This is a genomic window from Micromonospora sp. NPDC047548, from assembly GCF_040642975.1.
Lineage (GTDB): Bacteria > Actinomycetota > Actinomycetes > Mycobacteriales > Micromonosporaceae > Micromonospora.
Genome location: NZ_JBEYTI010000003.1, coordinates 112,766 through 137,885, shown reverse-complemented (window position 1 = coordinate 137,885; position 25,120 = coordinate 112,766). Strand labels below are relative to the sequence as shown.

Sequence of the window (25,120 nt, the reverse complement as noted above, 5' to 3'; positions counted from 1 at the left end):
GCCGTCCGACGCCGCCACGCGTGAGCGGCGGGTGACTCTTTGTGGACCGGTCGCCGTTCGGCTCGTCCAATCGACGTGCCTGTCACCGGAAGCCCGGTTCCTCCGTCTGTCATCGTCCGTTCCGACGGCCGACAACAGTTCGCCGCAGGATTTGCGTGAAACTGCGCGCGAAAGCGGGTATTAGCTCGTGATGCCGCAGCCGAGCTGTACCTTGTGCAGTTCTTCACAACCAGTACCACTGACTGGCGGCTCGGCCCGGTTTACGCTGAGCGCAATCCCAGGTTTCCACGATGGCGACGCGGCTCGCGCCCGCCAGACTCGTGCACCCATAGAACGGTCAGCGTCGACCACAAGGAGATGTGTCATGGTTGCTCCGGCTACTGTTCGGGGTATCGATCAGGCCCCGACTGCCCACCCCAAGCTGCTCGCCTGGGTCAGAGAAGTGGCGGAACTGACCACCCCCGACCGCGTGGTCTGGGTGGACGGGTCCGATGAGGAGTGGCGGCGCCTCACCGACGAACTGGTCGAGGCCGGCACCCTGATCCGGCTCAACCCGGAGAAGAAGCCCAACTCGTTCTACGCGCGGACGGACCCGACGGACGTCGCCCGGGTCGAGGAGCGCACGTTCATCTGCTCCGTCGACGAGGCGGACGCCGGCCCCACCAACAACTGGATGGCGCCGGCCGAGATGAAGCGGACGATGACGGAGCTGTACCGCGGGAGCATGCGCGGGCGCACCATGTACGTCATCCCGTTCGTCATGGGCCCGGTCGAGGCCAAGAGCCCCATGTTCGGCGTCGAGATCACCGACAGCCCGTACGTGGTCGCCTCGATGCGGATCATGACCCGGATGGGCGCCAGGATCCTCGAGGCGATGGGTGACGACGCGGACTTCGTACACGCGTTGCACTCCATCGGCGCCCCGCTCGCCCCCGGCCAGCAGGACGTCGTCTGGCCGTGCAACGACACGAAGTACATCTCGCACTTCCCGGAGACCCGGGAGATCTGGTCCTTCGGCTCCGGCTACGGCGGCAACTCGCTGCTCGGCAAGAAGTGCTACTCGCTGCGGATCGCCAGCGTGATGGGCCGCGACGAGGGCTGGCTCGCCGAGCACATGCTGATCCTCAAGATCACCTCGCCGGAGGGCAAGGTCTACCACATCGCCGGCGCCTTCCCGTCGGCCTGTGGCAAGACCAACCTCGCGATGGTGGAGCCGACCATCCCGGGCTGGAAGGTCGAGACCATCGGCGACGACATCGCCTGGATGCGCTTCGGCTCCGACGGCCGCCTCTACGCGGTCAACCCGGAGTACGGCCTCTTCGGCGTCGCGCCCGGTACCGACTGGAAGACCAACGCCAACGCCATGCGGACGCTGGACCGCGGCAACTCCATCTTCACCAACGTGGGCCTCACCGACGACGGCGACATCTGGTGGGAGGGCATGGGTGAGCCGCCGGCGCACCTGATCGACTGGAAGGGCAACGACTGGACGCCGGAGAGCGACAGCCTCTCCTCGCACGCGAACAGCCGGTTCTGCACCCCGATCACCCAGTGCCCGATCCTGGCCGAGGACTACTACGACCCGAACGGCGTGCCGATCGACGCGATCCTCTTCGGCGGCCGTCGCCGGGACACCATCCCGCTGGTGACCGAGGCCCGCGACTGGGTGCACGGCGTCTACATGGGCGCGACGCTCTCCTCGGAGACCACCGCCGCCGCGTCCGGCGCGGTCGGCGTGGTCCGCCGCGACCCGATGGCGATGCTGCCGTTCATCGGCTACCACGCCGGCGACTACTTCCGGCACTGGATCGAGATGGGCAAGGGCGCCGACGGCGACGAGGCCAAGCTGCCCAAGATCTACTACGTGAACTGGTTCCGCAAGGACCCCGAGGGCAGCTTCCTCTGGCCGGGCTTCGGCGAGAACTCCCGCGTGCTCAAGTGGGTCGTCGAGCGGATCGAGGGCACCGCCGACGCGGTCGAGACCCCGATCGGCATGGTCCCGGCACAGGACGCGCTGGACGTCGAGGGTCTGGACATGACCCCCGAGGACGTCCGGATCGCCCTCAAGGTGGACCCGGAGGAGTGGCGCAACGAGCTCCCGCTGGTCACCGAGTGGTTCGAGAAGTTCGGCGACAAGCTGCCGGGCGTCCTCTGGGCCGAGCTGGACGCGCTGCGCGCCCGGCTCGACGCGGAGCAGCCGCAGAAGTAGGTGTGACGGTTGCCCGTACCGGGCAACATCGGATCCCATGAGGACGGCCGCCGAGACCACCGAGGTCCGGCGGCCGTCCGCCGTCCGGGCGCTGACCACGCTGGGTGGGGGCGTTTGGTGCGGCAGCGGGGTTGGTGGGCGTCGGGCGGGCAGGATGGGCCGGGTGGGAGGCGACGCGGTGAGCGACGAGTTCGACCTGATCGTGGTCGGGGCGGGGCCGGCCGGTGCGGCCGCCGCGCTGGCCGCCCGCCGGGCCGGTGCCCGGGTGCTGCTGCTCGACCGGTCCGACTTCCCCCGGGACAAGGCCTGCGGGGACGGCATCGCCGCGCACGGGCTGGACGTCCTCGCCGGGCTGGGGGTGACCGACGCGGTGACCGGGTACGCCCCGCTGCCGGCCCTGCGCCTGGTCGGCCCGGGCGGCGGGGCGGTGGCCCGGGCGCTGCCCCGGCCCGCGTACACCGTGCCCCGCGAGGTCTTCGACGCCCGGCTGGTCGCCGCCGCAGTGGCCGCCGGCGCCGTGCTGCGCCGGCACACCGTCCGCCGGGTCGAGCCGCGCGCCAGCCGAGTGGTGCTCGACGGGGAACTGGCCGCGCGGGCGGTGGTCGGCGCGGACGGCGCCGGGTCGGTGGTGCGCCGCTCGCTCGGCCACCCGGCGAACCCGGACCGTCACCTGGCGTTCGCCATCCGGGGGTACGCCCCGGCGCTGCCCGGCCCGCCCGAACAGCTCATCGTCACCTCGGCGCCGCGCTGGCCGGCATACGCGTGGTCCTTCCCGATCGGCGACGGACGGGCGAACGTCGGGTACGGCGAGGTGCTGCGGGGCGAACCGCTGAGCCGCGCGCACCTGCTGGACCGGCTCGCCGCGCTGCTGCCGGCGACCGACCCGGCCACGGTGACCGGGCTGCGCGCCCACCACCTGCCGCTGTCGACGCACCGGCCGTCCCCCGGCCGGGGCCGGGTGGTGCTGGCCGGCGACGCGCTCTCCCTGATCAACCCGTTCACCGGCGAGGGGATCTTCTACGCGCTGCTCTCCGGGGCCCTGGCCGGCGCAGCCGCGGCGGCGGCACCGGGCCGGGCGGCCGACCGGTACGCGCAGGCGCTGCGCCGGCGGCTCGGCACGCACCTGCGGCACAGCTCGGTCGCCGCCTGGCTGGCCCGGCACCGACGGATGGTCGACGCGGCCGTCCGGGCGGCCCGCCGCGACGAGCGGGTCTACCGGAGCGTGGTCGAGCTGGGGCTCGGTGACGGCCGGCTGGACGGGCGTACGGTCGCGATGATCGGCATCGGTCTCTCGGCGCGTAGTTAGCCTCCGAGGTCACCATCGGCCCGACGGGTCGCTACCCTGCAAGGTGATGACTCTGCGGAACCTCCTCTACTCCGCGTACGAGCGCCGCCTCACGGCATCGCTCGCGGGCAAGCCGGTGCCCCGACACGTCGGCGTGATGTGCGACGGCAACCGCAGGTGGGCGCGGGAGATGGGCTTCGTCGACCCCAACGACGGGCACCGGATGGGCGCCGAGCGAATAACGGAGCTGCTGCGCTGGTGCGACGCCGCCGGTGTGGGCCATGTCACGCTCTGGCTGCTCTCCACCGACAACCTCTCCCGGCCGGCGGAGGAACTGGACCCGCTGCTCCAGATCATCGAGGACCTGACCACCGAGCTGGCCGAGGAGGGCAACCCCTGGCGGCTGCGGATGGTCGGCGCGCTCGACGTGCTGCCGGCGCACCACGCGCAGGCACTCAAGGCCGCCGAGGAACGCACCCGGGGCCGCGCCGGCGGCGCGCAGGTCAACATCGCCGTCGGGTACGGCGGCCGGCGCGAGATCGCCGACGCGGTGCGCTCCCTGCTGCTGGAGCACGCCGCGAACGGCGGCACCATCGAGGAGTTGGCCGGCGCGCTCGACGTCGACCACATCTCCGAGCACCTCTACACCAAGGGCCTGCCCGACCCGGATCTGATCATCCGGACCAGCGGTGAGCAGCGCCTGTCGGGCTTCATGCTCTGGCAGTCGGCCCACTCGGAGTACTACTTCTGCGAACTCAACTGGCCCGACTTCCGGCGCGTCGACTTCCTCCGCGCCCTGCGCTCCTACGCCACCCGCCAACGCCGCTACGGCAGCTGACCCACAGGCCCAGCATGGCGGCGGTGGCTCAGGTCAGGTGGGGCAGGGCCCGGGTGAGGAAGTCGCCGAGGTCGGCGGGGGACTCCAGGGTGAGGTCGGCGGCGTCGGCGACCTCGTGACCGGTCTCCGGGTTGGCCACGGCGACGCAGACGCCGAGGAAGTCCGGGTCGGCGGCGGCCCGGGCCCGCAGCGCGGCGAAGGCCTTGATGTCCGAGACGTCGTCGCCGAAGTACCAGGCGCCACCGGCGTCGCGCACCACCTCGCCGATGACCAGGCCCTTGTCCCGGTCGACCGGGGGCTTGAGCTCCAGCACCATCCGGCCGGCCTGCACCTTCAGGCCCAGCCGCTCGGCCTGCGCCCGGCCCCACTGCTCGACCTGCGGGCCCAGTTCCGGCGCGGTACGCCAGTGCAGCGCGACGCTCAACCGCTTGAACTCCACCAGCGCGCCGGCCGGCAGCTCGGCCCGGGCCAGGTCGGCCAGCTCGGCCATGGTCGGCACCCAGGGCAGGGCGGCCGGCTCGGTCACCGTCTCGCCCCCGGAGTGGCTGTGCTCCAGGCCGTACAGGCCGTAGAGGTCGATGCCGGCGAGGCCGCCGAGGTGGTCGCGGAGGAACTCGACCGGGCGCGCGGAGACGATCGCCACCCGCTGCACCACCGGGGCGAGCGCCTCCAGCGCGGCGAGCACCTTGGGCGCGGGCTGCACGGCGGTGGGGTCGTCCTCGACCGGCGCCAGGGTGCCGTCGAAGTCGAAGAAGAGCACGGTGTCGGCCGCCCGCGCGGCGGTGGTACGCCAGGCGTGCTCGGCGTCCAACGGGGTCTTCGGCTGCTGATTGCCCAGATTCAACGGCGGCACGCGCGACAGCGTACCCCGGCGGTGGCGGCTCATTCGTGGCCACGAGATGACGCCTTGACACCCCTGCCGGTGGGCGATTCCGGGTAGTCGATCAGCGTTCGGCGGCTCCCCGGCGCGGGCGTCCGAACGGCACCACCGTGGCCTCCTGGCCGTGGCTGAGCAGGTACCCCTCGACGAATCCGGTGTTCCGGTCCCCGGCGTGCGTCTCGATCTCGTTGAGCCGGGCCACCAGGAACTCGGTCAGCGCGCTGACCCGGTCGTTGAGCCGCTCGTGCAGCTCGGCGACCACGGCCAGCACCACCGCCGTGCCGGCGGTGGTGAGCGCGAAGAGGTTGACGACCAGCGGCACCTGGTCGCCCTCGATCGCGCTGATCGCGATGTTGGCGGTCACGCAGGATGTCAGCGACACCGCCGCGACCACGACTGCCCACCATTTCAGGGTCATGGACAGACCCCTCCTTCTGTCCCGCAGGGCTGGGTTCGGCCTTGTCCCGTCCCCCCGCCGTCGACGAGCCCAAGCAGTATGAATAGGGACGCTAGCGCGCCCGATATCGGCCCGTGGGGAAACGAAGAGGTCTGACCAGGCGTTCTTTCGCCATCTGAGGAACTACCCGGCCCGTTCGTCTCGTTTTCGGACGTCGACCGGCAGGGCCGGGCGGTAAGCGAGGTAACGGATGGTTTCCCGGATGTGGAACTTCTCCGCCTCCGAGACGTCCGGGTCCACCAGTCGCCGCAGCAGCGCCTCCACATCCGGGTCCATCGGGGGTGCCGGCGCGGCGCTGCGGGGGGCGCCGGCCCGGTCCCAGCCCAGCGCCGCGAAGGCGGCGGCCGGGTCGAGGCCGAGCCCCTCGCAGAAGGCGACCACCCGCTCCGCCTCCGGGTCACTGGCCCAGTCGCCGCGTACCCAGCGGTTGATGGTCTGGCGGGAGACGCCGGTGCGGCGGGAGACCTCGGTGCCCGTCCAGGCCCGCATGGCGCGGGCGTCGTCGAGGGCCCGGCGGACGAAGCTGGCGAAGGCGATCTTCCGGGCGGGGGCGGTCTCGGTCACCCCGTGACGGTACGGCCGGACGGCCGTGGCGGGGAGTTCACACAGACGAGTGTCACGCGAACGGGACGGCTCTTTCCGGGCGCGGGTTAACGATCCAGGGGCCTTTTCGAGGGGTGTCACCTGGGCATAATAGAAGGCCTTAGGTGTGGCGGTAACCGAACGAAAAGCTGATACTGTCACGCTCGTGGGACAATCTACGGTGTGTCACGTGCATGAGACGATCAGTGCTCACATGCGTCACGCTCCCGGCGCGAGGGGGGTGTGGTGACCGAACTCGCGACCCGCGGCCAGGCCTTCGGCCTGATCGCAGAGGGGGTGGCCGCGGGACTGAGCGCGCCGTGGCGCCTCTACCTCGCCCGAGGATGCCGTTACCTGTCACTGAGCGTGGGGGACCGGGACGAGTGGACCGCCTGGCGTACCCATTTTGGTTGCCCGGAGCTGAGCGTCCGGATCTACGACGCCGGCGGCGAGATCCGCCGCGCCTCGGTCGCCGAGGTGGTCCTGGACGGCTGCCGGATCAGCGTCGAACTGGTCGAGGAGATCGGCACCGACGACCTGGACCGGCTCCTGGTCGTCGACCCCACCACGATCGAGCCGGAGGACCGGTGACCGGGTCGGCGCGGCGCGGCGGAGCCGCCGGATGAGCCCCTTCCTCGCGGTCTTCCTCGTCCTCGTCCTCGGCGCCACCAGCTACGCGGCGGGCCGGCTGCACGGGCAGCTCAGCTACCGGATCGGCTACCGCTTCGGCTACCGGCAGGGCTACTTCGACGGCGACCGGGGGGCGTGGCACCGGCGCCGCCGGGACGCCCAGGCCGCCATCGCCTCGGCCCTGGCCGGGCCGGTGGGCAGGCCGCCGGTGGTGACCACCGCCACGGTCACCACCACCGCGGTCGGCACCCCGGCCGGCCGCCAGGGCACCACCTACACCGGCTCCTCGTTCACCGCCCCGGTCGTGCCGGTCACCGGCCGGCACCCGACCGGGACCCTCGTCCGGCGGCAGGGCTGAGGACCGCTCGCGCCGACAGACCCGGTGCGTCGGCCGCGGCGGACGCGCACCGTCGGGGCCACGTCAGACCGGTGACGGTGGTCCCACCGGCCGGGATGCGCGCAGGGGGCATGCATCTCGGCCGGTTCGCCGTGCCGTTCACGCCCCGGTCGGGGGAGATCCACCTCCGGCACTAGCCGACGGGGCCTGGCGCGGCTAGCGTCTAGGCATGGCGCGGGGTTCTCCCGGGCCAGCCGGTCCGCCCGGAACTGCGACCTCGCGCACGGGGTTCCGCATCCGACCCCGTGTCCCCGGGCACCGGAGGAGGCGGAACGCGGGTGGCGGGTGCCCATCCGTCGGAGCAGGCCTGTGACGACTCGCCGTACGACCGCCGGTGCCGACCAGACCCCGGCCGCGACTGCCACGACCCGCCGAGCCACTCGGAGCCGCCGTACGACGGCCGCCGCCCCAGCCGGCACCGAGGAGCCCCGACCAGCCGGCCAGGCGTTCGTCCTGGACACCTCGGTGCTCCTGTCCGACCCGGCGGCCTTCCACCGCTTCGCCGAGCACGAGGTGGTCCTGCCGCTGGTGGTCATCTCCGAACTGGAGGGCAAGCGGCACCACCCCGAGCTGGGCTGGTTCGCCCGGCAGTCCCTGCGCATGCTGGACGACCTGCGGGTCGAGCACGGGCGGCTGGATCATCCGGTGCCCGCCAACGACTCCGGCGGCACGCTGCGGGTGGAGCTCAACCACTCGGACGGCGGCGTGCTGCCGCCGGGCTTCCGCAACGAGTCCAACGACGCCCGGATCCTCTCCGTGGCGTTGAACCTCGCCGCCGAGGGTCGGGAGGTGACCCTGGTCAGCAAGGACATGCCGCTGCGGGTCAAGGCCGCCTCGGTCGGGCTGCGGGCCGACGAGTACCGGCACGGCCAGGCCAGCGACCCCACCTGGACGGGCATGGCCGAGCTGGAGTTGGGCGAGGAGCAGATCGGCCGGCTCTACGCCGGCGAGACGCTCGACCTGGACGCCGCGGCGGGCCTGCCCTGCCACACCGGCCTGGTGCTGCACTCGGCCCGCGGCTCGGCCCTCGGCCGGGTGCTGCCAGACAAGACCGTCCGGCTGGTGCGGGGCGACCGGGAGGCGTTCGGCCTGCACGGCCGCTCGGCCGAGCAGCGCGTCGCGCTGGACCTGCTGCTGGACGAGTCCATCGGCATCGTCTCGATGGGCGGGCGGGCCGGCACCGGCAAGTCCGCGCTGGCGCTCTGCGCCGGCCTGGAGGCGGTGATGGAACGCCGCCGGCACAAGAAGGTGATCGTCTTCCGCCCGCTGTACGCCGTCGGCGGCCAGGAGCTGGGCTACCTGCCCGGCTCGGAGTCGGAGAAGATGTCGCCCTGGGCGCAGGCGGTCTTCGACACCCTCGGCGCGGTGGTGCACGAGAACGTGCTCGAGGAGGTCACCTCCCGGGGCATCCTGGAGGTCCTGCCGCTGACCCACATCCGGGGCCGGAGCCTGCACGACGCGTTCGTCATCGTCGACGAGGCGCAGTCGCTGGAGCGGGGCGTGCTGCTCACGGTGCTGTCCCGGATCGGTCAGGGGTCCCGGGTGGTGCTCACCCACGACGTCGCCCAGCGGGACAACCTCCGGGTGGGCCGGCACGACGGCGTGACGGCGGTGATCGAGACCCTGAAGGGTCACCCGCTCTTCGCGCACGTCACGCTGAGCCGTTCGGAGCGGTCGCCCATCGCGGCGATGGTGACCGATCTGTTGGAAGACATCCCGCATTAGCCGACCTCGGGTGCCGGTTGCGCCCCTCTCCGTCCATATTCACTTTGTGGCACAGATCACAAATTCGACTGTTGGTTTCCCATCCGTCTCACTGTGCGCAATGGTGTCCAACGAGCGCCCACGCCCCGACAGGATCGTCGAGCATCGTTCGTCCCACCCTTGGACGAGCCCCCGGCGAGGGTCGGTGCGTCGGTGGCGACCGGCTCCGGTCGGGGCGCTCGCGGCACGACCGCGCCTGAGACGGCCGGCCCCGCGCCGCGTCCTTGCCCCCGACGAAGGGACACTTCGTGAGTCGGCTGTGGAGCCGGTTCGGCGCCCGTACGGCCGCTGTCGCACTGCTCTCCGTGGGCGTTGCCGGCGGTTTCTACCTGGGCGAAGACCGAGAAACCCAGCAACAGGGCCTGACCGCGCAGGTCGGCCTCCAGGTCGACCAGGCCGAGTACGACTACCAGCGCGACCGGCAGGCCGAGCATCAGCGGGCCTCCGCCAAGCAGCGGGCCGCCGAGTACCAGGCGAAGCTGCAGGCCGCCGCGGCGGCCAAGGAGGCCGCCGAGCGGGCCCGCGAGGCCGAGGCCGCGGCGGCGTCCCGGAAGAAGGCGCGGGAGGCGGCGGCCAAGGAGGCCGAGGCCAAGACCACGCCGTTCGCCGGCCCGATCCCCGCGTCCTGCAACGAGTACAGCGGCAACCGTGAGATCGGCTGCGCGCTGCTGCTCGACGCCGGCTTCAAGATCGACCAGATGCCGTGCCTGGACAAGCTCTGGGACAAGGAGAGCGGCTGGAACCACAAGGCCTACAACTCCTCGTCCGGGGCGTACGGCATCCCGCAGGCCCTGCCGGGCAGCAAGATGGGCACCGTGGCCGACGACTGGAAGACCAACCCGGCCACCCAGATCAAGTGGGGCCTCGGCTACATCAAGGGCCGGTACGACAACCCGTGCGGCGCCTGGTCGCACAGCCAGAGCACCGGCTGGTACTGATCGTCACCGACGAGGGCGGGGCGGGTGGGCGACCACCCGCCCCGCCCTCGTCGTGTCCCGGGCCGGCGCGCCGCCCAGGTGGCGGTCGGCCACGATTGCTGATAGCTCTTTTCAGGTGACCCTGCATCCCACGGGCGGCGACCCGACCCGGTTCGGCACCGATGCGTTCTACGCCTCACTCGGCCGGGCCTTCGTCGCCATGTGCGCGGTGGTGCCGTTCCTCTTCCTCATCGAGGCGCTCGACCAGGGGCTCAACTTCGGCCTCGACGTGGCGGCCGGGATCATCCCGCACCGCATCCAGGGCCTCGACGGGGTCTTCTTCTCGCCGTTCCTGCACCACGGCTTCGACCACCTCTACAGCAACAGCATCCCGCTGATCCTGCTCGGCACCTTCGTGCTCGCCGCCGGCACCCGGCGCTTCCTCTGGTCCACCCTGATCATCGTGCTGGTCAGTGGGCTCGGCGTCTGGTTCACCGGCGCGCCCAACTCGGTGGTCGTCGGCGCCAGCGGGGTGATCTTCGGCTACCTCGGCATCCTGCTCACCCGTGGCCTGGTGGAGCGCAGCTGGTGGAACCTGGCGGTGGTGCTGCTGGTCGGCCTGCTCTACGGCTGGCAGCTGCTCGGCATCCTCCCCACGGACGAGCGCATCTCCTGGCAGGGGCACCTGTTCGGGCTGCTCGGCGGGGTGGTGGCGGCGATCCTGTTCCGGCGCCGCCGGCCCGAGCCGGACGGGCCGTACCGCTCGGAGTCGACCCTGACGATGCCCTGAGCCCGGCCGACCCGCCGGTGCGCGGCGAGGATCGGGACATGCTTGCCCGGCCGGGCCGGCGGGCCTACCGTCGGCATCAGCACGCGTTGATCCGCCAGCGGAAAGCGACGGTACGCCATGCGCGAGGTCGATGTCGCGGTGATCGGGGCCGGCCCGACGGGCCTGTTCGCCGCCTACTATGCCGGGTTCCGGGGGTTGTCCGTGGCGGTGGTCGACGCGCTGCCCGAGCCGGGTGGGCAGATCACCGCGATGTACCCGGAGAAGCTGATCCTCGACGTCGCCGGCTTCCCCGCCGTCAAGGGGCGGGACCTGGTGGCCAACCTGGTCGCCCAGGCCGCGCCGTTCCACCCGGAGTACCTGTTGGGCACCCGGGCCGAGAAGCTCGCCCACGTCGACGGCCACCCGGTGCTCGGGCTCGCCGGCGGTGACCAGCTGCGCTGCGGCGCGGTGGTGGTCACCGGCGGGCTGGGCAGCTTCACCCCGCGCCCGCTGCCGGTGGCGGAGAGCTTCGTCGGCGGCGGGATCGTCTACTTCGTGCCGGAGCCGGCGGCGCTGGCCGACCGGGACGTGCTGATCGTCGGCGGCGGGGACTCGGCCTTCGACTGGGCGCTGACCCTGCAACCGCTGGCCCGCTCGGTGACGCTGGTGCACCGGCGGGAGCGGTTCCGGGCGCACGCGGCGACGGTCTCCCGAGTGCTGGCCCTGCCGGTACGGGTGATCGTCAACGCCGAGCTGACCAGGCTGGACGGGGACGCTACGGTGGCCGCCGCCGAGATCACCGTACGCGGCGGCGCCGCGGAGACCCTCCCGGTCGACACGGTGGTGGCGGCGCTGGGCTTCACCGCCGACCTCGGCCCGCTGGCCGAGTGGGGGCTGCGGCTGGACCGCCGGCACATCGTGGTCGACAGCGCGATGGCGACCAACCTGCCGCGCGTCTTCGCCGCCGGGGACATCACCGAGTACCCGGGCAAGGTGCGCCTGATCGCCACCGGGTTCGGCGAGGCGGCCACCGCGGTCAACAACGCCGCCGTCGCCATCGACCCGAGCGCCCATCTCTTCCCCGGCCACTCCTCCGACGCCGGCTGACGGGACCGGTCAGCGGGGCAGGCCGATCAGGTCGGCCATCAGCCCGGTCTGGTGGTCGAAGTATGCGTCGCGGTGCGGGATCATCCGGTTCACCCGGCCGAACAGCTCGAAGCTGATCAACCCGAACAGCTGGGTCCAGCCGGCCATGCCCCGGGCCAGCAGCGGCTCCGGCAGGCCGGGGAAGAACCCGGCGGCGATCTCGGCGAGGTCGGCGCGGACCGGCTCGGGCAGGTCGTCGGCGGGGGCGGCGAGCCGACCGTCGGCCAGCCCGTCCCGCAGGATGCCGACCATGGTCAGCGGGGGGCGCTGGGCCGGTAGGACGGTGTCGTCGGGGGCGGCGTACCCGGGCACGGGACTGCCGTAGAGCAGCGCGTATTCGGCGGGGTGGGCGAGCGCCCAGTCCCGGGCGGCCCGGCACGCGGCGTGCCAGCGGCCGCGTAGGTCGTGCCGGTCGGTGGTGGCGTCGGCGGCCTCCACCGCGTCGCCGAGCGCCTCGTACGCCTCCAGGATCAGGGCGGTGAGCAGTTCGTCGCGGCTCGGGAAGTAGCGGTAGATGGCGGAGGAGACCATCCCCATGTCCCGGGCGACCGCCCGCAGCGAGAGGTTGGCGCCGTCGGTGGCCAGGTGGCGGCGGGCCACTGCCTTGATCTCGTCGATCATCTCGGCACGGACCCGGGCGCGGATCGAGGAAGCGGGCATGGGCCCACTCTGCCACGGATCAGAGCGGCAATCAAAAGAGAGAGCACTGCTCTTGACGAACCGCCGGGCGAGCGGTCATGCTGGTGTCGGCAAACGAGAGCAGTGCTCTCGGTTCGTATCCCCGCTTTGAAAGGCGTTCCCATGTCGCTGCACGTGATCGTCGGCTCCGGCCCGGTCGGCACGGCCACCGCCCGTCTCCTCGCCGAACAGGGCGAGCGGGTCCGGGTCGTGACCCGCCGGGGCGCCGGGCCGGAGCACCCCGCCGTCGAGCGGGTCGCCGCCGACGCCGCCGACGCCGACCGGCTCACCGCGCTCACCGAGGGCGCGGACGCGCTCTACAACTGCGCGAACCCGGCGTACCACCGGTGGTCGACCGACTGGCCGCCGCTGGCCGGCGCGCTGCTCACCGCCGCCGAGCGGACCGGCGCGGTGCTCGCCACCGTCGGCAACCTCTACGGGTACGGGCCGGTCGACGGCCCGATGACCGAGCAGACGCCGCCGGCGGCCACCGGCACCAAGGGGCGGGTCCGCAACCGGATGTGGGCCGACGCGCTCGCCGCCCACCGGGCCGGCCGGGTCCGGGTCACCGAGGTGCGCGGCTCGGACTACCTCGGCGCCGACGGCACGTCCCTGCCGATGATGGTGCTGCCCCGGGTACTCGCCGGGCAGCGGGTCTTCCTCCCGGTCGACTGGGACGCCCCGCACACCTGGACGTACATCCCGGACGTCGCCCGTACCCTCGTCGTCGCCGCCACCGACGCGCGGGCCTGGGGCCGGGCCTGGCACGTGCCCAGCCCGCCCGCCGCCGGCATGCGTGAGTTGGCCAACCGGGCGGCGGCGCTGGCCGGCGCGCCCGCGCCCAAGCTGACCCGGATGCCCTACCCGGTGCTCTGGCTGGGCGGCCTGGCCAACCCGTTCGTGCGCGAGTTGCGCGAGACCGCCTACCAGTTCGACCGGCCGTTCCTGATGGACTCGGCCGCCGCCACCGCCACCCTCGGCGTGGAGCCGACCCCGCTGGACCGCGCGCTGAAGGAGACCGTGACGGCCCTGCGCCGCTGACCCGTCCGGGTCACCCGCCGCGAGCCCGGACCGGGCTCAGCGGCGGGGCGTCGGGCCGAGCGCGGCGACCAGCACCGCCACCAGGGTCAGGGCCGCGCCCGCCAGCGTCGTGGGCCCGGGGTGCGAGGCCGCGGTCGGCAGGACCAGGTCCAGCAGTACGGCGCCGACGATCTGCCCGGCGATGGTGGCCAGCCCGAGCAGCAGCACCCCGGTGAAGCGGACGATGCTCGCCGCGATCGCGATGAACACGATGCCGATCGGGCCGCCCAGGTAGAGCCACGGCTCGCCCGGGAAGGCGCCGGTCGGCCGACCGCGGACGGCCCCGTCGACGGCGAAGGTGACGAGCAGGGCGGCCGTGCCGACGGCGAAGTTGACCAGGGTCGCCGACAGGGCGCTGCCCGAGGCGACCCGGACCCGGCCGTTGACCGCCTGCTGCCAGGCGATGCCGACCCCGGCCAGCAGCGGCAGCAGAGCCAGCGCCAGGATCCCCGGGTCGGCCAGCCGATCACCCACCGCCAGCAGGACGGCCAGCACGGTCAGCGCCGCACCGGTCAGCCGGCTCGCCGTCACCGGCTGCCGGCCGGCCGGGCCCACCCCGGCCCGGTCCACCGCGAGGCTGCTCGCCGACTGCCCGGCGACCACCGCCACGGTGAAGACGGCCACGCCGAGCGTGCCGATGGTGAGCCCCTGGGTGGCGACCAGGAACGCGCCGCACACCCCGCCCAGGCACTGCCACGGGCGCAGCGAGCCGTCCTGCAGCGCCGTGCGCAGGTCGCGCAGCCCCCGCCGCCCACCAGGGGTGGCGGGGACCAGCACCAGCAGCACCAGCAGGCCCAGCCCGAACGAGACCACCGCGGCGGCGATCCCGTCGGCCAGGCGTACGCCCAGCTCGCCGTTGATCCGGGACTGCACGGCCACGGCGACCCCCGAGGCGGTCGCCAGCCCGACCGCGACGATCCGCCGGGACGCCGGGACGGTCGGCGGGGCCAGCGTCCCGGTCGCGCTCACTCCTGCTCGGCCAGCGGCCGCCCGTCGAAGTCGATCGCCGAGTAGAGGGCCAGCTTCTCCAGCCGGTGGTACGAGTCGATCACCCGGATGGTGCCGCTCTTGGAGCGCATCACGATCGACTGGGTGTACGCCCCGCCGGCCCGGTAACGCACGCCGCGCAGCAGGTCACCGGAGGTGACGCCGGTGGCCACGAAGAAGCAGTTGTCCCCGGTGACCAGGTCGTCGGTGCTGAGCACCCGGTCCAGGTCGTGCCCGGCGGCGAGCGCCTTCTCCCGCTCCTCGGCGTCGCGCGGCCAGAGCTTGGCCTGCATCGCCCCGCCCATGCACTTGAGCGCGCAGGCCGAGATGATCCCCTCGGGCGTGCCGCCGATGCCCATCAGCACGTCGACGTCGGACTCGCCCCGGGCGGCGGCGATCGACCCGGCGATGTCGCCGTCGGAGATGAACCGGATGCCCGCCCCGGCCCGGCGGATCTGCTTGACCAGGTCGTCGTGGCGCGGGCGGTCCAGCACGCAGACCGTGACCTCGGAGACGTCGGTGCCCTTGACCTTGGCGATCCGGCGCAGGTTGTCGGCCACCCCGGCGTTGATGTCCACCACGTCGGCGTACATCGGACCGACGGCGAGCTTCTCCATGTAGAAGACGGCGCTCGGGTCGAACATCGCGCCGCGCTCGGAGACCGCGAGCACCGCCAGCGCGTTGGGCATGCCCTTGCTCATCAGCGTGGTGCCGTCGACCGGGTCCACCGCGACGTCCACGTCGGGGCCGGTGCCGTCACCGACCTCTTCGCCGTTGAAGAGCATCGGCGCGTTGTCCTTCTCGCCCTCGCCGATCACCACGACCCCGCGCATCGGGATCGAGTTGATCAGCTTGCGCATCGCGTCGACGGCTGCCCCGTCGCCGCCCTCCTTGTCGCCCCGGCCGACCCACCGGCCGGCGGCCATCGCCGCGGCCTCGGTGACCCGGACCAGGTCGAGGGCAAGGTTGCGGTCGAGATCCTGGGGGATCCGCGTCCTGGTGTTCGTCATGACGGCTTCCTCCTCGCGACGTTGCGGGGTGGACCGGCAGGGTGCTGCGGTCGCCACTGCCGGCTTTGTCGCTGATCCTCACACGATGACAGGTCCGGTGCCGGGGCGGGGCGGTGGTGGGCGGGATCGGTCACCCACGCGGCTGCGAGAATGGACCGGTGGACCCCGCACAGCCTGCCGATCGCGTACCCGCCGACCAGACCCCGCCCGACGGCCAGCCGCCGGTGACCCCGACCGGGGCGACCGACACGGCGGCCGGCGCGGGCGCCGGTGACCCGGCGCTGGTCGAGCCGGTGCCCGACGCCGCCCCCGTGGACGCCGACGTGCCGCCGGCGCGGCCGGCGGCCGGCGGGCGGCCCGCCCGCAGGGAGAAGGCCCGCTCCGAGCGGTCGCCGAAGGACATGGCGCTCTCGCTGCTGGTGCTGCTCGTCCCGATCGCCCTGCTGCTCGCCTTCTACCGGGGCTTCCTCGGCGGCGAGCAGCCGACCGTGATCAACGCCGCCCCGGCCTACGAGCAGGCCCGGTCGGCGAACGCCTTCCCGGTCAGCGAGCCGGCCGGGCTGAGCTCCGGCTGGCGTACGGTCAGCGCCAGCTACCGCACGGTGGAGGGCGGCGCCAACCTGCGCGTCGGCTACCTCACCCCGGAGGGGCGGGGCGTCCAGCTGGTGCAGAGCACCGTGCCGGCGGAGAAGCTGCTGCCCGCCGAGCTGACCGCCGAAGGGCAGCCGCAGGGGCCCACCGACCTGAACGGGCGCAGCTGGCAGCGGTACACCGGCCGGGGCAACGACCAGGCCCTGGTGCTGCTCGAACCGAACCGCACGATCCTGGTGGTGGGCGACGCCCGGGAGAACGAGCTGCGGCAGCTCGCCGGCTCGCTGCGGTAGGACCCAAAGGGCCCGGGAAGCGTCCCTTTCCGCTATTCTGCCCCGGCTCGAATCCCGGCACGCCGCGCGTAGCCGGGAACAGACTCCCGGAAAGAGAACCACGTGAACCTTCGACGGTGGAGCGCAGGCGTCCTCGCCGCCGCCCTTTTCGTCCCCGGCCTGGCCGCCTGCAAGTCGGATTCCGCCGGCTCCGACGGCACGGCCGCCGCCTCGCCGACCCCGGCCGACCCGAAGGCGGCCCTGGTCGCCTCCACCAGTGAGATCAGCAAGGGGAACTTCACCTTCTCCATCACCGGTGGCGGCGAGTTCAACGGCAGCGGCACGGTGCACATGCCGTCCAAGAGCGCCGAGATGAAGATGGTCAGCGGCCAGAACGGCGCCGACGACATGTCGATGACCATGCACCTGGTCTTCATCGAGACCGACAGCTGGGTCAAGCTGGAACTCGGTGGCGAGATGGCGGACGCCATCCCCGCCTTCAAGGCGATGAAGGGCAAGTACCAGCACATCGACCGCGCCAAGGTCAAGGACGCCAAGGAGCTGGAGTTCGACTTCGCCGACGTCGATCCGGCCGGCAGTGACGCGCTGATCAAGGCGGTCACCGACGTCAAGGCAACCGGTGAGGGCGCCTACGCCGGCACCATCGACGCGACCAAGGCCACCGACTCCGACGTGCTCGACGCCGACACGCTCAAGGGCCTGGGCGACAAGGCCGGCGCGCTGCCGTTCACCGCCAAGCTCGACGGGCAGGGGCGGCTGGCCGAGTTCACCGTGCAGCTGCCCGCGGTCGGTGACACGGCGGCCCACGACCTGACCGTGAAGTACGCCGACTACGGCACCGCCGCCCCGGTGCAGAAGCCCCCGGCGAAGCAGGTCGTCGAGGCGTCCGACCAGGTCTACGAGATGTTCAAGAGCTGAACCAGCGACGGGTGGGGCGGCCTCGTCCGTCCCCACCCCGTCGGCGGTGTTCCACCAGGTGGACCGGACAGGGATTGCCGAACGCGGCGTCAGGGAACAGAAGGTACGCGACCTCGCCGGCTCGTTCCGTCGGCCGGACGGGACTCGCGCGGCGGGGCAGGTGCAAGGCCCCGACGCCACGCCTCCGGCGCCCTCGCGGGCCGGACGACCCACCTGGAGAGGTTCTCGTGACCATTCGACGCTTCAGTGCGGCGGTCTTCGCGGCGACGCTGCTCACTTCTGGTCTGGCCGCCTGCAACGCCAGCGGGACGGGCGACCCGGCAGTGTCCGGCTCCGCGACGCCGGCCGCGTCCGGCTCGGCCATCGCCCCGAGCGGTAACGCCGACGCCAAGCAGGCCCTGCTCAACTCCACGAACGAGATCAGGAACGGCAACTTCCGGTTCACCATGTCCGGCGCCGGTTCGAGCGCCCAGGGGCAGGTGCACGAGCCGAGCCAGAGCGCCGAGATGCGCGTGCTGATCGGTGACGCGTCCTCGGACCTGTCGATGAAGCTCGACCTGATCCACGCCAAGCCGGACAGTTGGGTGAAGCTGGAGCTCGGCGGCAAGTCCGCCGGCAGCATCCCCGGCGTGCAGAAGCTCAACCTCGGCAGGTACCAGCACCTCGACCAGACCCGGATCAAGGGCAACAAGGCGCTGGGCTTCGACTTCGACAAGATCGACCCGGCCGGCAGCGAGGTGCTGACCCAGGGCATCACCGAGGTCCGGCAGACCGGCGAGGGCGCCTACGCCGGCACGCTCGACGTGTCGAAGGCGGCGGAGGCCGGCTCGGTGGACCAGTCCGTGATCACCGCGCTCGGCCAGCAGGCCAGGTCGGTGCCGTTCACCGCCAAGTTGGACCCGCAGGGTCGGCTCAGCGAGCTGGTGATCCGGATTCCGGCCGCCGGCCAGAACGCCGCGCAGGACATCAAGGTCACCTACACCGACTACGGCACCGCCACCGCCGCGCAGAAGCCGCCGGCCGGCCAGGTCGTCGAGGCGCCCCAGGAGTTCTACCACCTGTTCGACTGAGCCGGCCGACGGTGGCGGGGCGACGACGCCCCGCCACCATCGTGCTCACTCCTGCGCGGCCTGGCGGGCGGCGTCGATCCGGGCCCGGGCCCCGTCCAGCCAGCGCTGGCAGACGTCGGCCAGCTGCTCGCCGCGCTCCCAGAGCGCCAGCGAATCCTCCAGCGACGTGCCGCCGACCTCCAGCTTCTCCACCACCTGGGCCAGCTCGGCGCGGGCCTGCTCGTAGCTGAGCCGCTCGTCCCTGGTCTCGTCGGTCATCCCACCCATCCCACCACACTCCTCAGCCGTCGACGGTCGCGGTCAGCTCGCCGTCGGCGAGGCGTACCCGCAGCGGATCGCCCTTGGCCACCTCGGCGGCGGCGCGTACGACATGGCCGTCGGCGCGCTGCACGATCGCGTACCCGCGGTCGAGGGTGGCCGCGGGGGACAGGGCGCGCAGCCGGGCCAGGGTGTGCCGCAGGTCGTCGGCGGCGGCGCCGAGGCGGTGGTCGAGGCAGCGGCCCGTCCGGTCCCGCAGCGCGCTCACCTCGGCGGCCCGCTGGTCGACCATCACCTGCGGGCGGGCCAGCACCGGGCGGGAGCGGAGCAGGTCGAGCCGGTGCGACTCGCGGTCGACCAGGTTGCGGACCGCGCGTTCCAACCGGGAGCGGGCCTGGCCGATCAGGCGGACCTCCTCAACGAGGTCGGGCACGACGCGCTTGGCCGCGTCGGTCGGCGTGGACGCGCGCACGTCGGCGACGTAGTCGACCAGCGGGGCGTCCGTCTCGTGGCCGATCGCGCTGACCACCGGCGTACGGCAGGCGAAGACCGCCCGGCAGAGCGCCTCGTCGGAGAAGGGCAGCAGGTCCTCGATGCCACCGCCGCCCCGGGCCAGGATGATCACGTCGATGCTCGGGTCGGCGTCGAGCACCTTCAGCGCGTCGACGATCTGCGGCACCGCGCTCGGGCCCTGCACCGCCACGTTGACCGTGCGGAACTCCACCGCCGGCCAGCGCCGCCGGGCGTTGGTGAGCACGTCCCGCTCGGCGGCCGAGGCGCGGCCGGTGATCAGGCCGACCCGGCCGGGCAGGAACGGCGGGCGGCGCTTGCGGGCCCGGTCGAAGAGCCCTTCCGCGGCGAGCAGTTTCTTGAGCTTCTCCAGCCGGGCCAGCAGCTCACCGAGCCCCACCTGGCGGATCTCGTCGGCGCGCAGGCTCAGCGTGCCCCGGGCCGCGTAGAACTCCGGCTTGGCGTGCAGCACCACCCGGGCGCCCTCGCGCAGCTCCGGCGCGCCGGAGTCGAGCACGTCCCGGTTGGTGGTGACGGTCAGGCTGAGGTCGGCGGACGGGTCGCGCAGGGTGAGGAAGACGGTGCTCGCGCCGGGGCGGCGGCTGATCTGCGCCACCTGCCCGTCCACCCAGACCCAGCCGAGGCGGGCGATCCAGGCGCCGACCTTCTGGCTGACCACCCGGACCGGCCAGGGCTCCTCGGGGGTGCTGCGCGGGGCGTCGGTCACCCGCCCACCCTACGGTCAGGCTCCGACGACCTGCGGGAGCCCCGACAGCGCGTGCCGCTTACGGGTCGCAGCCGCTGCCGCCGGAAACCCGGCACGTACGATGGACGGGTGACCCAGGCTGAGACGACCTCCCGGACCGGCAAGCGCGTGCTCCTGGCCAAGCCCCGCGGCTACTGCGCGGGCGTCGACCGGGCGGTGCAGACCGTGGAGGAGGCGCTCAAGCTCTACGGCGCCCCGATCTACGTGCGCAAGCAGATCGTGCACAACAAGCACGTGGTGCGGACCCTGGAGGCCAAGGGCGCGATCTTCGTCGAGGAGAACGAGGAGGTGCCGGAGGGCGCCACCGTCGTCTTCTCCGCGCACGGCGTCGCCCCGGAGGTCCACGAGCAGGCGAAGGCGCGTTCCCTGAAGGCGATCGACGCGACCTGCCCGCTGGTGACCAAGGTGCACCAGGAGGCGAAGCGGTTCGCCGCCGAGGACTACGACATCCTGCTGATCGGCCACGAGGGGCACGAGGAGGTCGTCGGCACCGCCGGCGAGGCTCCCGCCCACATCCAGCTGGTGGACGGCCCCGACGGCGTCGACAAGGTCACCGTGCGGGACCCGAACAAGGTTGTCTGGCTCTCCCAGACCACCCTGTCGGTGGACGAGACGCTGGAGACCGTCGCCCGGCTCAAGCAGCGGCTGCCGCTGCTCCAGTCGCCGCCCAGCGACGACATCTGCTACGCCACCTCCAACCGCCAGCACGTGGTCAAGGAGATCGCCCCCGACTGCGACGTGGTGATCGTCGTCGGCTCGCGCAACTCCTCCAACTCGGTGCGGCTGGTCGAGGTCGCGCTGGACGCCGGTGCCCGCGCCGGGCACCTGGTCGACTTCGCGCACGAGATCGACGACGCCTGGCTGACCGGCGCCGGCACGGTCGGCGTCACCTCCGGCGCGAGCGTGCCGGACGAGCTGGTGCAGGACGTGCTGGCCCACCTCGCCGAGCGGGGATTCACCGACGTCGAGGAGATCACCACCGCCGACGAACGGTTGACCTTCTCGCTGCCGCAGGAGCTCAAGCGCGACATGAAGGCCGCGGCCGAGCGGGCCTGACCGGGAACGGATCGCCCGTCGGGCACGTCCCAGTGGGCATGAAGACGCATCGGATGGCCCTCGTCGCTCTGGTCGTCTGCGCGGCGCTGGGCGCCTGCGGCGGCCAGGACGGCGACGACCGGACGGGCACCGCCAGCCCCTCGGAAGGATCGCCGGTGACCAGTTCGCCCAGCACCGGTCCGGCGCAGCCGGTCGACCCGTCCGCGCCGACCGGCGTCCCGCCGACCGTCGTGCCCCCGACCGTCGTGCCCCCGACCGAACCGCCGCCGAAGCAGCCGCCGCTCGGCCCCAGCCTGCCGCCCGGCCCCGGGGCGACCACGATCACCGGCACCGTCCAGCCCGGCGTGGAGCCGAACTGCCTGCTTGTCAACGGTTACCAGCTCATCGGCGGCCCCCGGGACGTCCTCGCCGTCGGCGCCAGGGTCACCGTCACCGGCCAGGCCAAGCCCGACATGATGACCACCTGCCAGCAGGGCACCCCCTTTGTCGTGGAGTCCGCCCGCCGCTCCTGACCTTCCTCCGCGCCTGCGGCCGGTCACCCCGCTGAGCACGGAGTTGGCGGCACGGAGTCGGCGGCACGAAAAGGACAATCCAGGTGGGGGAAAAGGGGGAGCCCGCCCCCGGGGACCGGGGACGGGCTCCTGTGGTGCTCGGGCGGTCGATGACCGCCGTCAGCGGGTGGTCAGTTCACCGCGCCGATCGCTACCGAGCCGCGGCCGACAACCGCACCCTCGGTGGTGGTGACGGCCAGGTCACCGTAGAGCGCCCGGCCGGCGGTCGGGGTGGACAGGGCGGTCACCGTACCGGTGAGGGTGGCGGTGTCGCCGTTGTCCAGCGGTAGCGGGGTGGTCGGGGCGGACAGCGTGCCCAGCGACGGCGCCGAGAACGAGTCCCGGTAGTCGTAGGCGGTGCTGGTGCCCGGACCGTCGACGGAGTACCCGTCGATCACGACCCGGTAGGTGCCGGCGGCCGGGTTGGTCAGGGTGACCGCTTCCTCCGAGTCACCGTCGGCCGAGCGGCCCACCCGGGTGGCACCCAGGAAGACCGACAGGTCCAGGTCGGCCCCGAGGTTTGCCGTGTTGCCGATCCGGGCCGTGAAGCTGGTCGCCCCGGCCGGCACCGTCACCGTGTACTCCTGCTGCGTGCCCTCGGCGATGGTCGGCCGCTCGGCGTGCACGCTGGACAGCGGGCCGCCCTGGCCGGTCACCGCGACCGGGCCGAAGGTGTTGGCCAGGTTCCAGGTCACGTCGGTCGGGGTGTCGGCGGTCACCGACGGCAGCTCGATCACGGCCGGCTCGACCTGGACGCCCTGCACCCGCGCCTGGAGCTGGAACGGGTTGTTCAGCGACGGCGACGTGCGCCGGGCCTCCACCTCGATCTCCCAGACACCCGGGATCGGGTTCCGGTAGTCCCGCTCCTGCGGCTTGCAGACCGCCGCGTCGGAGAAGTTGGTGTAGCAGGCGGTGCTGGCGGTGCTATCCACCGGGACGCCGTACGGGTTGATGGCGATGAACCGGGTCTGCGAGCCGGTGGCGATGCCGGAGAGGTTGACCTGGAGCGCGCCCGCCCCGGCCGGCACCGTCACGAAGTACGAGGTGAAGCTGTTCCGGTCGACCGAGCCCTCGGTCGACCAGGAGTACGCCGGCGCCTGCACGTCGTTGGCGACGACCACCACGGTGGAGACCTCGAAGTCGACCACCGAGGTGGCCGGGTCGTCGATGGTCATCAGCGCGCCGTGTGCGCCGTCGGTGCGGGGCTTGGCGACCACGTTGATGGTGACCGCCTTGTTCAGCGGCAGCACCACCGACCGCGGCGCGGTGAAGGTGCCGTCGTTGCCGCGCAGCTCGACGTCGTGCCGGATGTTGCCGGCCGGGCCGCTGGTACGGGTGACGGTGACCTTGTAGGTCTTCGTCTGGTTGACCTTCTGGCCGCCCTGCGCCGAGGCGCAGCGGTTGTAGACGCCGGTGCCCCGGTCCGGGTTCGGCACGAACCTGCCGGTGCCCGCGTCGTAGCGGGTCAGGTTCTTCGACAGCTCGGTGCAGACCGGCGCGTCCGAGCTGTACGAGCGGGTCTCGACGCCCTCGCTGAGCAGGTCCCAGGCGCCGGGCACGTTGAACATGCCGTAGCCCTGGGCGTACGTCGCGACGTCCGCGATCGGCTGGGCCGAGGTGTAGATGGCCCGGCGCAGCGCGGCCGGGCTGACCCCCCGGTCGTTCGCCTTGGCCGCAGAGAGCAGCAGCGCGGCGGCGCCAGTGGCCTGCGGGGAGGCCATCGAGGTGCCGTTGAGCATCTGGTAGCCCGGCGGCAGCGGGTAGCCGGCCTCGGGGACCGGGTTGCCCGGCTGCCAGGTCGGCGCGGTGGAGATCGCCGAGCCGGGGGCGGCGATGTTCGGCTTGAAACCGCCGTCCTCACGCGGGCCGCGCGAGGAGAAGTTGAACAGCGCGTTGTCCTTGCGGACGACGGAGCCGTAGTTGGCCAGCCAGGTGTCCTTGCTGATGTTGGCCGCGACGCTGACCACGTTGGACGCCACCGACGGGTCGCCGATGGTGTTCAGGCCCGGGCCGGAGTTGCCGGCCGAGAGGAACAGCTGCACGCCGTAGGTGGTGATCAGGTCGTTGTAGAGCTGGGCGCGGGCGTTGGAGCCGTCGTTCAGCGTCGGCAGGCCGCCGATCGACATGTTGACCACGTCGACCTTGCGGTTGATCACCAGGTCGGCCATGCCGGTGGTGAGCGCGGCGGCGGTGCAGCCGCCGCCCCAGGAGCAGGCGCGGGCGGAGACCAGCTTGGCGCCGGGCGCCGCGCCGTCGAAGGCGCTGTTGCCCAGCATGTCGTTGGCGGCGGTGATGCCGGCGACGTGCGTGCCGTGGGTGGCCTCGATGATGCCGATGTTGACGTAGTCCCAGGTGCCCGGGATGCCGATCGGCGAGGTGTCGACGTTGCGGCGGAACTCCACCACGAACGGCATCTGTTCGCGGACGGCGGTGGCCGGGTTGTCCGTGCCGAAGTGCCCGACCTGGAACTTCTCGTTGTACGGCCGCATCAGCTCGTCGTCGGTGAAGTCCTTGTTCTGGTTGACGTCGACCCGGATATCGCCGTTGACCGGGTTGTAGAGGACGCCAAACTCGTCGGTCTTGTCGCCGTCCCGGTTGACGTCGCCTTTCGGGTCGCTGTCGGCAGTGATCGACTCACGGAAGAGGTTAAACCGGTAGGCGCCGGCCGGAGCGGTCCAGGTGGCGCCCGCGATGGTGAAGCTCGGGCCGGCGACCTCGGTGTTCATCCGACGCCAGGTGGCGTCCTCGAGCGGGTCGGTCGCGGTGACCCAGTCGACGATCTTGCGCTCACCCGTGGTGGTCTTCTGCAGCGCCGGCTGGTCGAGGTCCACACCGGTGTCCATGATGCCGATGGTGACCCCGCGCCCGTCCCACTCGGGGTGGGCGGCCTTGAAGGCCTCCGCGCCGGTCTCGTTGGTCGGCATGTACGGGTTGACCGCGCCGGTGCCGGCACCCGGGCCGGCCAGGGTCTCGCCCTGCTCGGCGGCCTTGGCGCCGGCGGGCGCGGCCTCGGTGGTCGGGTCGGGGAGCTGGATGGTCTCGTCGAGGTCGACCGCGGCGACGCCCGGCAGCGTGGCGGCCTTCAGTACCTTCGCGGTGGGCACCTTGGCCAGCACGTAGCCGATGGAGTCGAAGCGCTGGCTGACCGTGCCGCCGAGCTCCTTCATCGCGGCGGCGACGTCCTTCGCCTCACCCTTCTGGGTGGCGATGATCAGGGTGACGGTCGGCGCGTGCTTCGCCTCGGCCTCGGCGAGCAGCTTGGCGTCGTGCGAGCCGAGCGCCTCGACGGCGTTGGCCGGGGCGTTCGCGGGGGCGGCGTTCGCGGTGGCGGCGCCGCCCGCGCCGGTCATGGCACCGACGGCCACCACCGAGGCGAAGAGCCCGGCGGAGGTACGCCGGCTCAGGTTGCGGGGTTTGCTCACGTTCTCTTTCCTCCAGAGAACAGGGCCCTGAGATGACAGGGCACGCGTGAGCGAAA

Annotated in this window: 24 protein-coding genes; 15 read left to right on the top strand and 9 right to left on the bottom strand. The window is 72.5% G+C overall.

The features are described 5' to 3' along the window. The first annotated feature begins 364 nt into the window (after window positions 1-364). The 3 genes from ABZ807_RS04090 (at window position 365) to ABZ807_RS04080 (ending at window position 4,332) form a co-directional block, all read left to right on the top strand. The gene (locus ABZ807_RS04090; protein WP_357152576.1) at window positions 365-2,209 is read left to right on the top strand and encodes a phosphoenolpyruvate carboxykinase (GTP); all 1,845 of its coding nucleotides are present in this window, start codon (window positions 365-367) and stop codon (window positions 2,207-2,209) included. Between the two features lie 154 nt (window positions 2,210-2,363). Then, entirely contained in the window at window positions 2,364-3,515 is a 1,152-nt protein-coding gene (locus tag ABZ807_RS04085; RefSeq protein WP_357153058.1) for a geranylgeranyl reductase family protein, read from the top strand. Between the two features lie 46 nt (window positions 3,516-3,561). Then, complete coding sequence (locus tag ABZ807_RS04080; protein ID WP_357152573.1) at window positions 3,562-4,332, top strand: isoprenyl transferase; 771 nt, start codon at window positions 3,562-3,564, stop codon at window positions 4,330-4,332. 28 nt (window positions 4,333-4,360) lie between these two features. Here the strand turns inward: ABZ807_RS04080 and otsB are convergent, their stop codons facing one another. The 3 genes from otsB to ABZ807_RS04065 all read right to left on the bottom strand — a co-directional run bounded on the left by otsB (window position 4,361) and on the right by ABZ807_RS04065 (window position 6,233). Further along, window positions 4,361-5,185: a trehalose-phosphatase gene (otsB, locus tag ABZ807_RS04075; RefSeq protein WP_357152570.1), complete on the bottom strand. Its 825-nt coding sequence runs from the start codon at window positions 5,183-5,185 to the stop codon at window positions 4,361-4,363. A gap of 91 nt (window positions 5,186-5,276) precedes the next feature. Next, the gene (locus tag ABZ807_RS04070; protein ID WP_357152567.1) at window positions 5,277-5,630 is read right to left on the bottom strand and encodes a hypothetical protein; all 354 of its coding nucleotides are present in this window, start codon (window positions 5,628-5,630) and stop codon (window positions 5,277-5,279) included. A gap of 162 nt (window positions 5,631-5,792) precedes the next feature. Next, the gene (locus ABZ807_RS04065) at window positions 5,793-6,233 is read right to left on the bottom strand and encodes a helix-turn-helix transcriptional regulator (protein ID WP_357152564.1); all 441 of its coding nucleotides are present in this window, start codon (window positions 6,231-6,233) and stop codon (window positions 5,793-5,795) included. Window positions 6,234-6,497: 264 nt separating this feature from the next. On the opposite strand from ABZ807_RS04065, the gene ABZ807_RS04060 reads away from it, so the two are divergent. The 6 genes from ABZ807_RS04060 (at window position 6,498) to ABZ807_RS04035 (ending at window position 11,835) form a co-directional block, all read left to right on the top strand. Continuing rightward, complete coding sequence (locus ABZ807_RS04060) at window positions 6,498-6,842, top strand: hypothetical protein (RefSeq protein ID WP_357152561.1); 345 nt, start codon at window positions 6,498-6,500, stop codon at window positions 6,840-6,842. Window positions 6,843-6,873: 31 nt separating this feature from the next. Continuing rightward, window positions 6,874-7,239, top strand: coding sequence for a hypothetical protein (locus tag ABZ807_RS04055; protein WP_357152558.1), 366 nt, complete (start codon window positions 6,874-6,876; stop codon window positions 7,237-7,239). A gap of 348 nt (window positions 7,240-7,587) precedes the next feature. Continuing rightward, window positions 7,588-9,003 (top strand): PhoH family protein, encoded by a 1,416-nt coding sequence (locus ABZ807_RS04050; RefSeq protein WP_357152555.1) that lies wholly within the window; start codon window positions 7,588-7,590, stop codon window positions 9,001-9,003. 287 nt (window positions 9,004-9,290) lie between these two features. Then, window positions 9,291-9,980: a lytic transglycosylase domain-containing protein gene (locus tag ABZ807_RS04045; RefSeq protein ID WP_357152552.1), complete on the top strand. Its 690-nt coding sequence runs from the start codon at window positions 9,291-9,293 to the stop codon at window positions 9,978-9,980. A gap of 115 nt (window positions 9,981-10,095) precedes the next feature. Further along, window positions 10,096-10,749 carry a rhomboid family intramembrane serine protease gene (locus ABZ807_RS04040; RefSeq protein ID WP_357152549.1) on the top strand — a complete coding sequence of 218 codons (654 nt, stop codon included), beginning with the start codon at window positions 10,096-10,098 and terminating at the stop codon, window positions 10,747-10,749. 117 nt (window positions 10,750-10,866) lie between these two features. Next, entirely contained in the window at window positions 10,867-11,835 is a 969-nt protein-coding gene (locus tag ABZ807_RS04035) for an NAD(P)/FAD-dependent oxidoreductase (protein WP_357152546.1), read from the top strand. Window positions 11,836-11,844: 9 nt separating this feature from the next. Here ABZ807_RS04035 and ABZ807_RS04030 read toward each other — a convergent pair whose 3' ends face one another. Continuing rightward, entirely contained in the window at window positions 11,845-12,534 is a 690-nt protein-coding gene (locus ABZ807_RS04030) for a TetR/AcrR family transcriptional regulator (RefSeq protein WP_357152543.1), read from the bottom strand. Between the two features lie 141 nt (window positions 12,535-12,675). Between ABZ807_RS04030 and ABZ807_RS04025 the strand changes: the two genes are divergently transcribed. After that, window positions 12,676-13,593, top strand: a complete 918-nt coding sequence (locus tag ABZ807_RS04025) for an NAD-dependent epimerase/dehydratase family protein (RefSeq protein ID WP_357152540.1) — start codon at window positions 12,676-12,678, stop codon at window positions 13,591-13,593. Between the two features lie 36 nt (window positions 13,594-13,629). Here the strand turns inward: ABZ807_RS04025 and ABZ807_RS04020 are convergent, their stop codons facing one another. Then, window positions 13,630-14,601 (bottom strand): DMT family transporter, encoded by a 972-nt coding sequence (locus ABZ807_RS04020; protein ID WP_357152537.1) that lies wholly within the window; start codon window positions 14,599-14,601, stop codon window positions 13,630-13,632. Further along, entirely contained in the window at window positions 14,598-15,629 is a 1,032-nt protein-coding gene (glpX, locus tag ABZ807_RS04015) for a class II fructose-bisphosphatase (protein WP_357152534.1), read from the bottom strand. Before glpX ends, ABZ807_RS04020 begins: the two co-directional genes overlap by 4 nt. Window positions 15,630-15,787: 158 nt before the next feature. Between glpX and ABZ807_RS04010 the strand changes: the two genes are divergently transcribed. The 3 genes from ABZ807_RS04010 (at window position 15,788) to ABZ807_RS04000 (ending at window position 18,501) form a co-directional block, all read left to right on the top strand. Beyond that, window positions 15,788-16,513, top strand: a complete 726-nt coding sequence (locus tag ABZ807_RS04010; protein ID WP_357152531.1) for a DUF4245 domain-containing protein — start codon at window positions 15,788-15,790, stop codon at window positions 16,511-16,513. Between the two features lie 102 nt (window positions 16,514-16,615). Then, on the top strand, window positions 16,616-17,431 hold the full coding sequence (locus ABZ807_RS04005) for a hypothetical protein (protein WP_357152528.1): 816 nt from the start codon (window positions 16,616-16,618) through the stop codon (window positions 17,429-17,431). Window positions 17,432-17,658: 227 nt separating this feature from the next. Then, entirely contained in the window at window positions 17,659-18,501 is an 843-nt protein-coding gene (locus tag ABZ807_RS04000) for a hypothetical protein (RefSeq protein WP_357152526.1), read from the top strand. A 45-nt stretch (window positions 18,502-18,546) separates the two neighbouring features. Here ABZ807_RS04000 and ABZ807_RS03995 read toward each other — a convergent pair whose 3' ends face one another. Next, window positions 18,547-18,759, bottom strand: coding sequence for an exodeoxyribonuclease VII small subunit (locus ABZ807_RS03995; RefSeq protein WP_357152523.1), 213 nt, complete (start codon window positions 18,757-18,759; stop codon window positions 18,547-18,549). Window positions 18,760-18,781: 22 nt separating this feature from the next. Continuing rightward, window positions 18,782-19,996: an exodeoxyribonuclease VII large subunit gene (gene xseA / locus ABZ807_RS03990; protein ID WP_357152521.1), complete on the bottom strand. Its 1,215-nt coding sequence runs from the start codon at window positions 19,994-19,996 to the stop codon at window positions 18,782-18,784. 108 nt (window positions 19,997-20,104) lie between these two features. Here xseA and ABZ807_RS03985 point away from each other — a divergent pair, with 108 nt between their 5' ends. After that, window positions 20,105-21,091 (top strand): 4-hydroxy-3-methylbut-2-enyl diphosphate reductase, encoded by a 987-nt coding sequence (locus ABZ807_RS03985; protein WP_357152519.1) that lies wholly within the window; start codon window positions 20,105-20,107, stop codon window positions 21,089-21,091. A gap of 38 nt (window positions 21,092-21,129) precedes the next feature. Then, window positions 21,130-21,603 (top strand): hypothetical protein, encoded by a 474-nt coding sequence (locus ABZ807_RS03980; RefSeq protein ID WP_357152516.1) that lies wholly within the window; start codon window positions 21,130-21,132, stop codon window positions 21,601-21,603. Between the two features lie 170 nt (window positions 21,604-21,773). Here ABZ807_RS03980 and ABZ807_RS03975 read toward each other — a convergent pair whose 3' ends face one another. Next, complete coding sequence (locus tag ABZ807_RS03975; RefSeq protein WP_357152514.1) at window positions 21,774-25,064, bottom strand: S8 family serine peptidase; 3,291 nt, start codon at window positions 25,062-25,064, stop codon at window positions 21,774-21,776. Window positions 25,065-25,120: the final 56 nt, after the last annotated feature.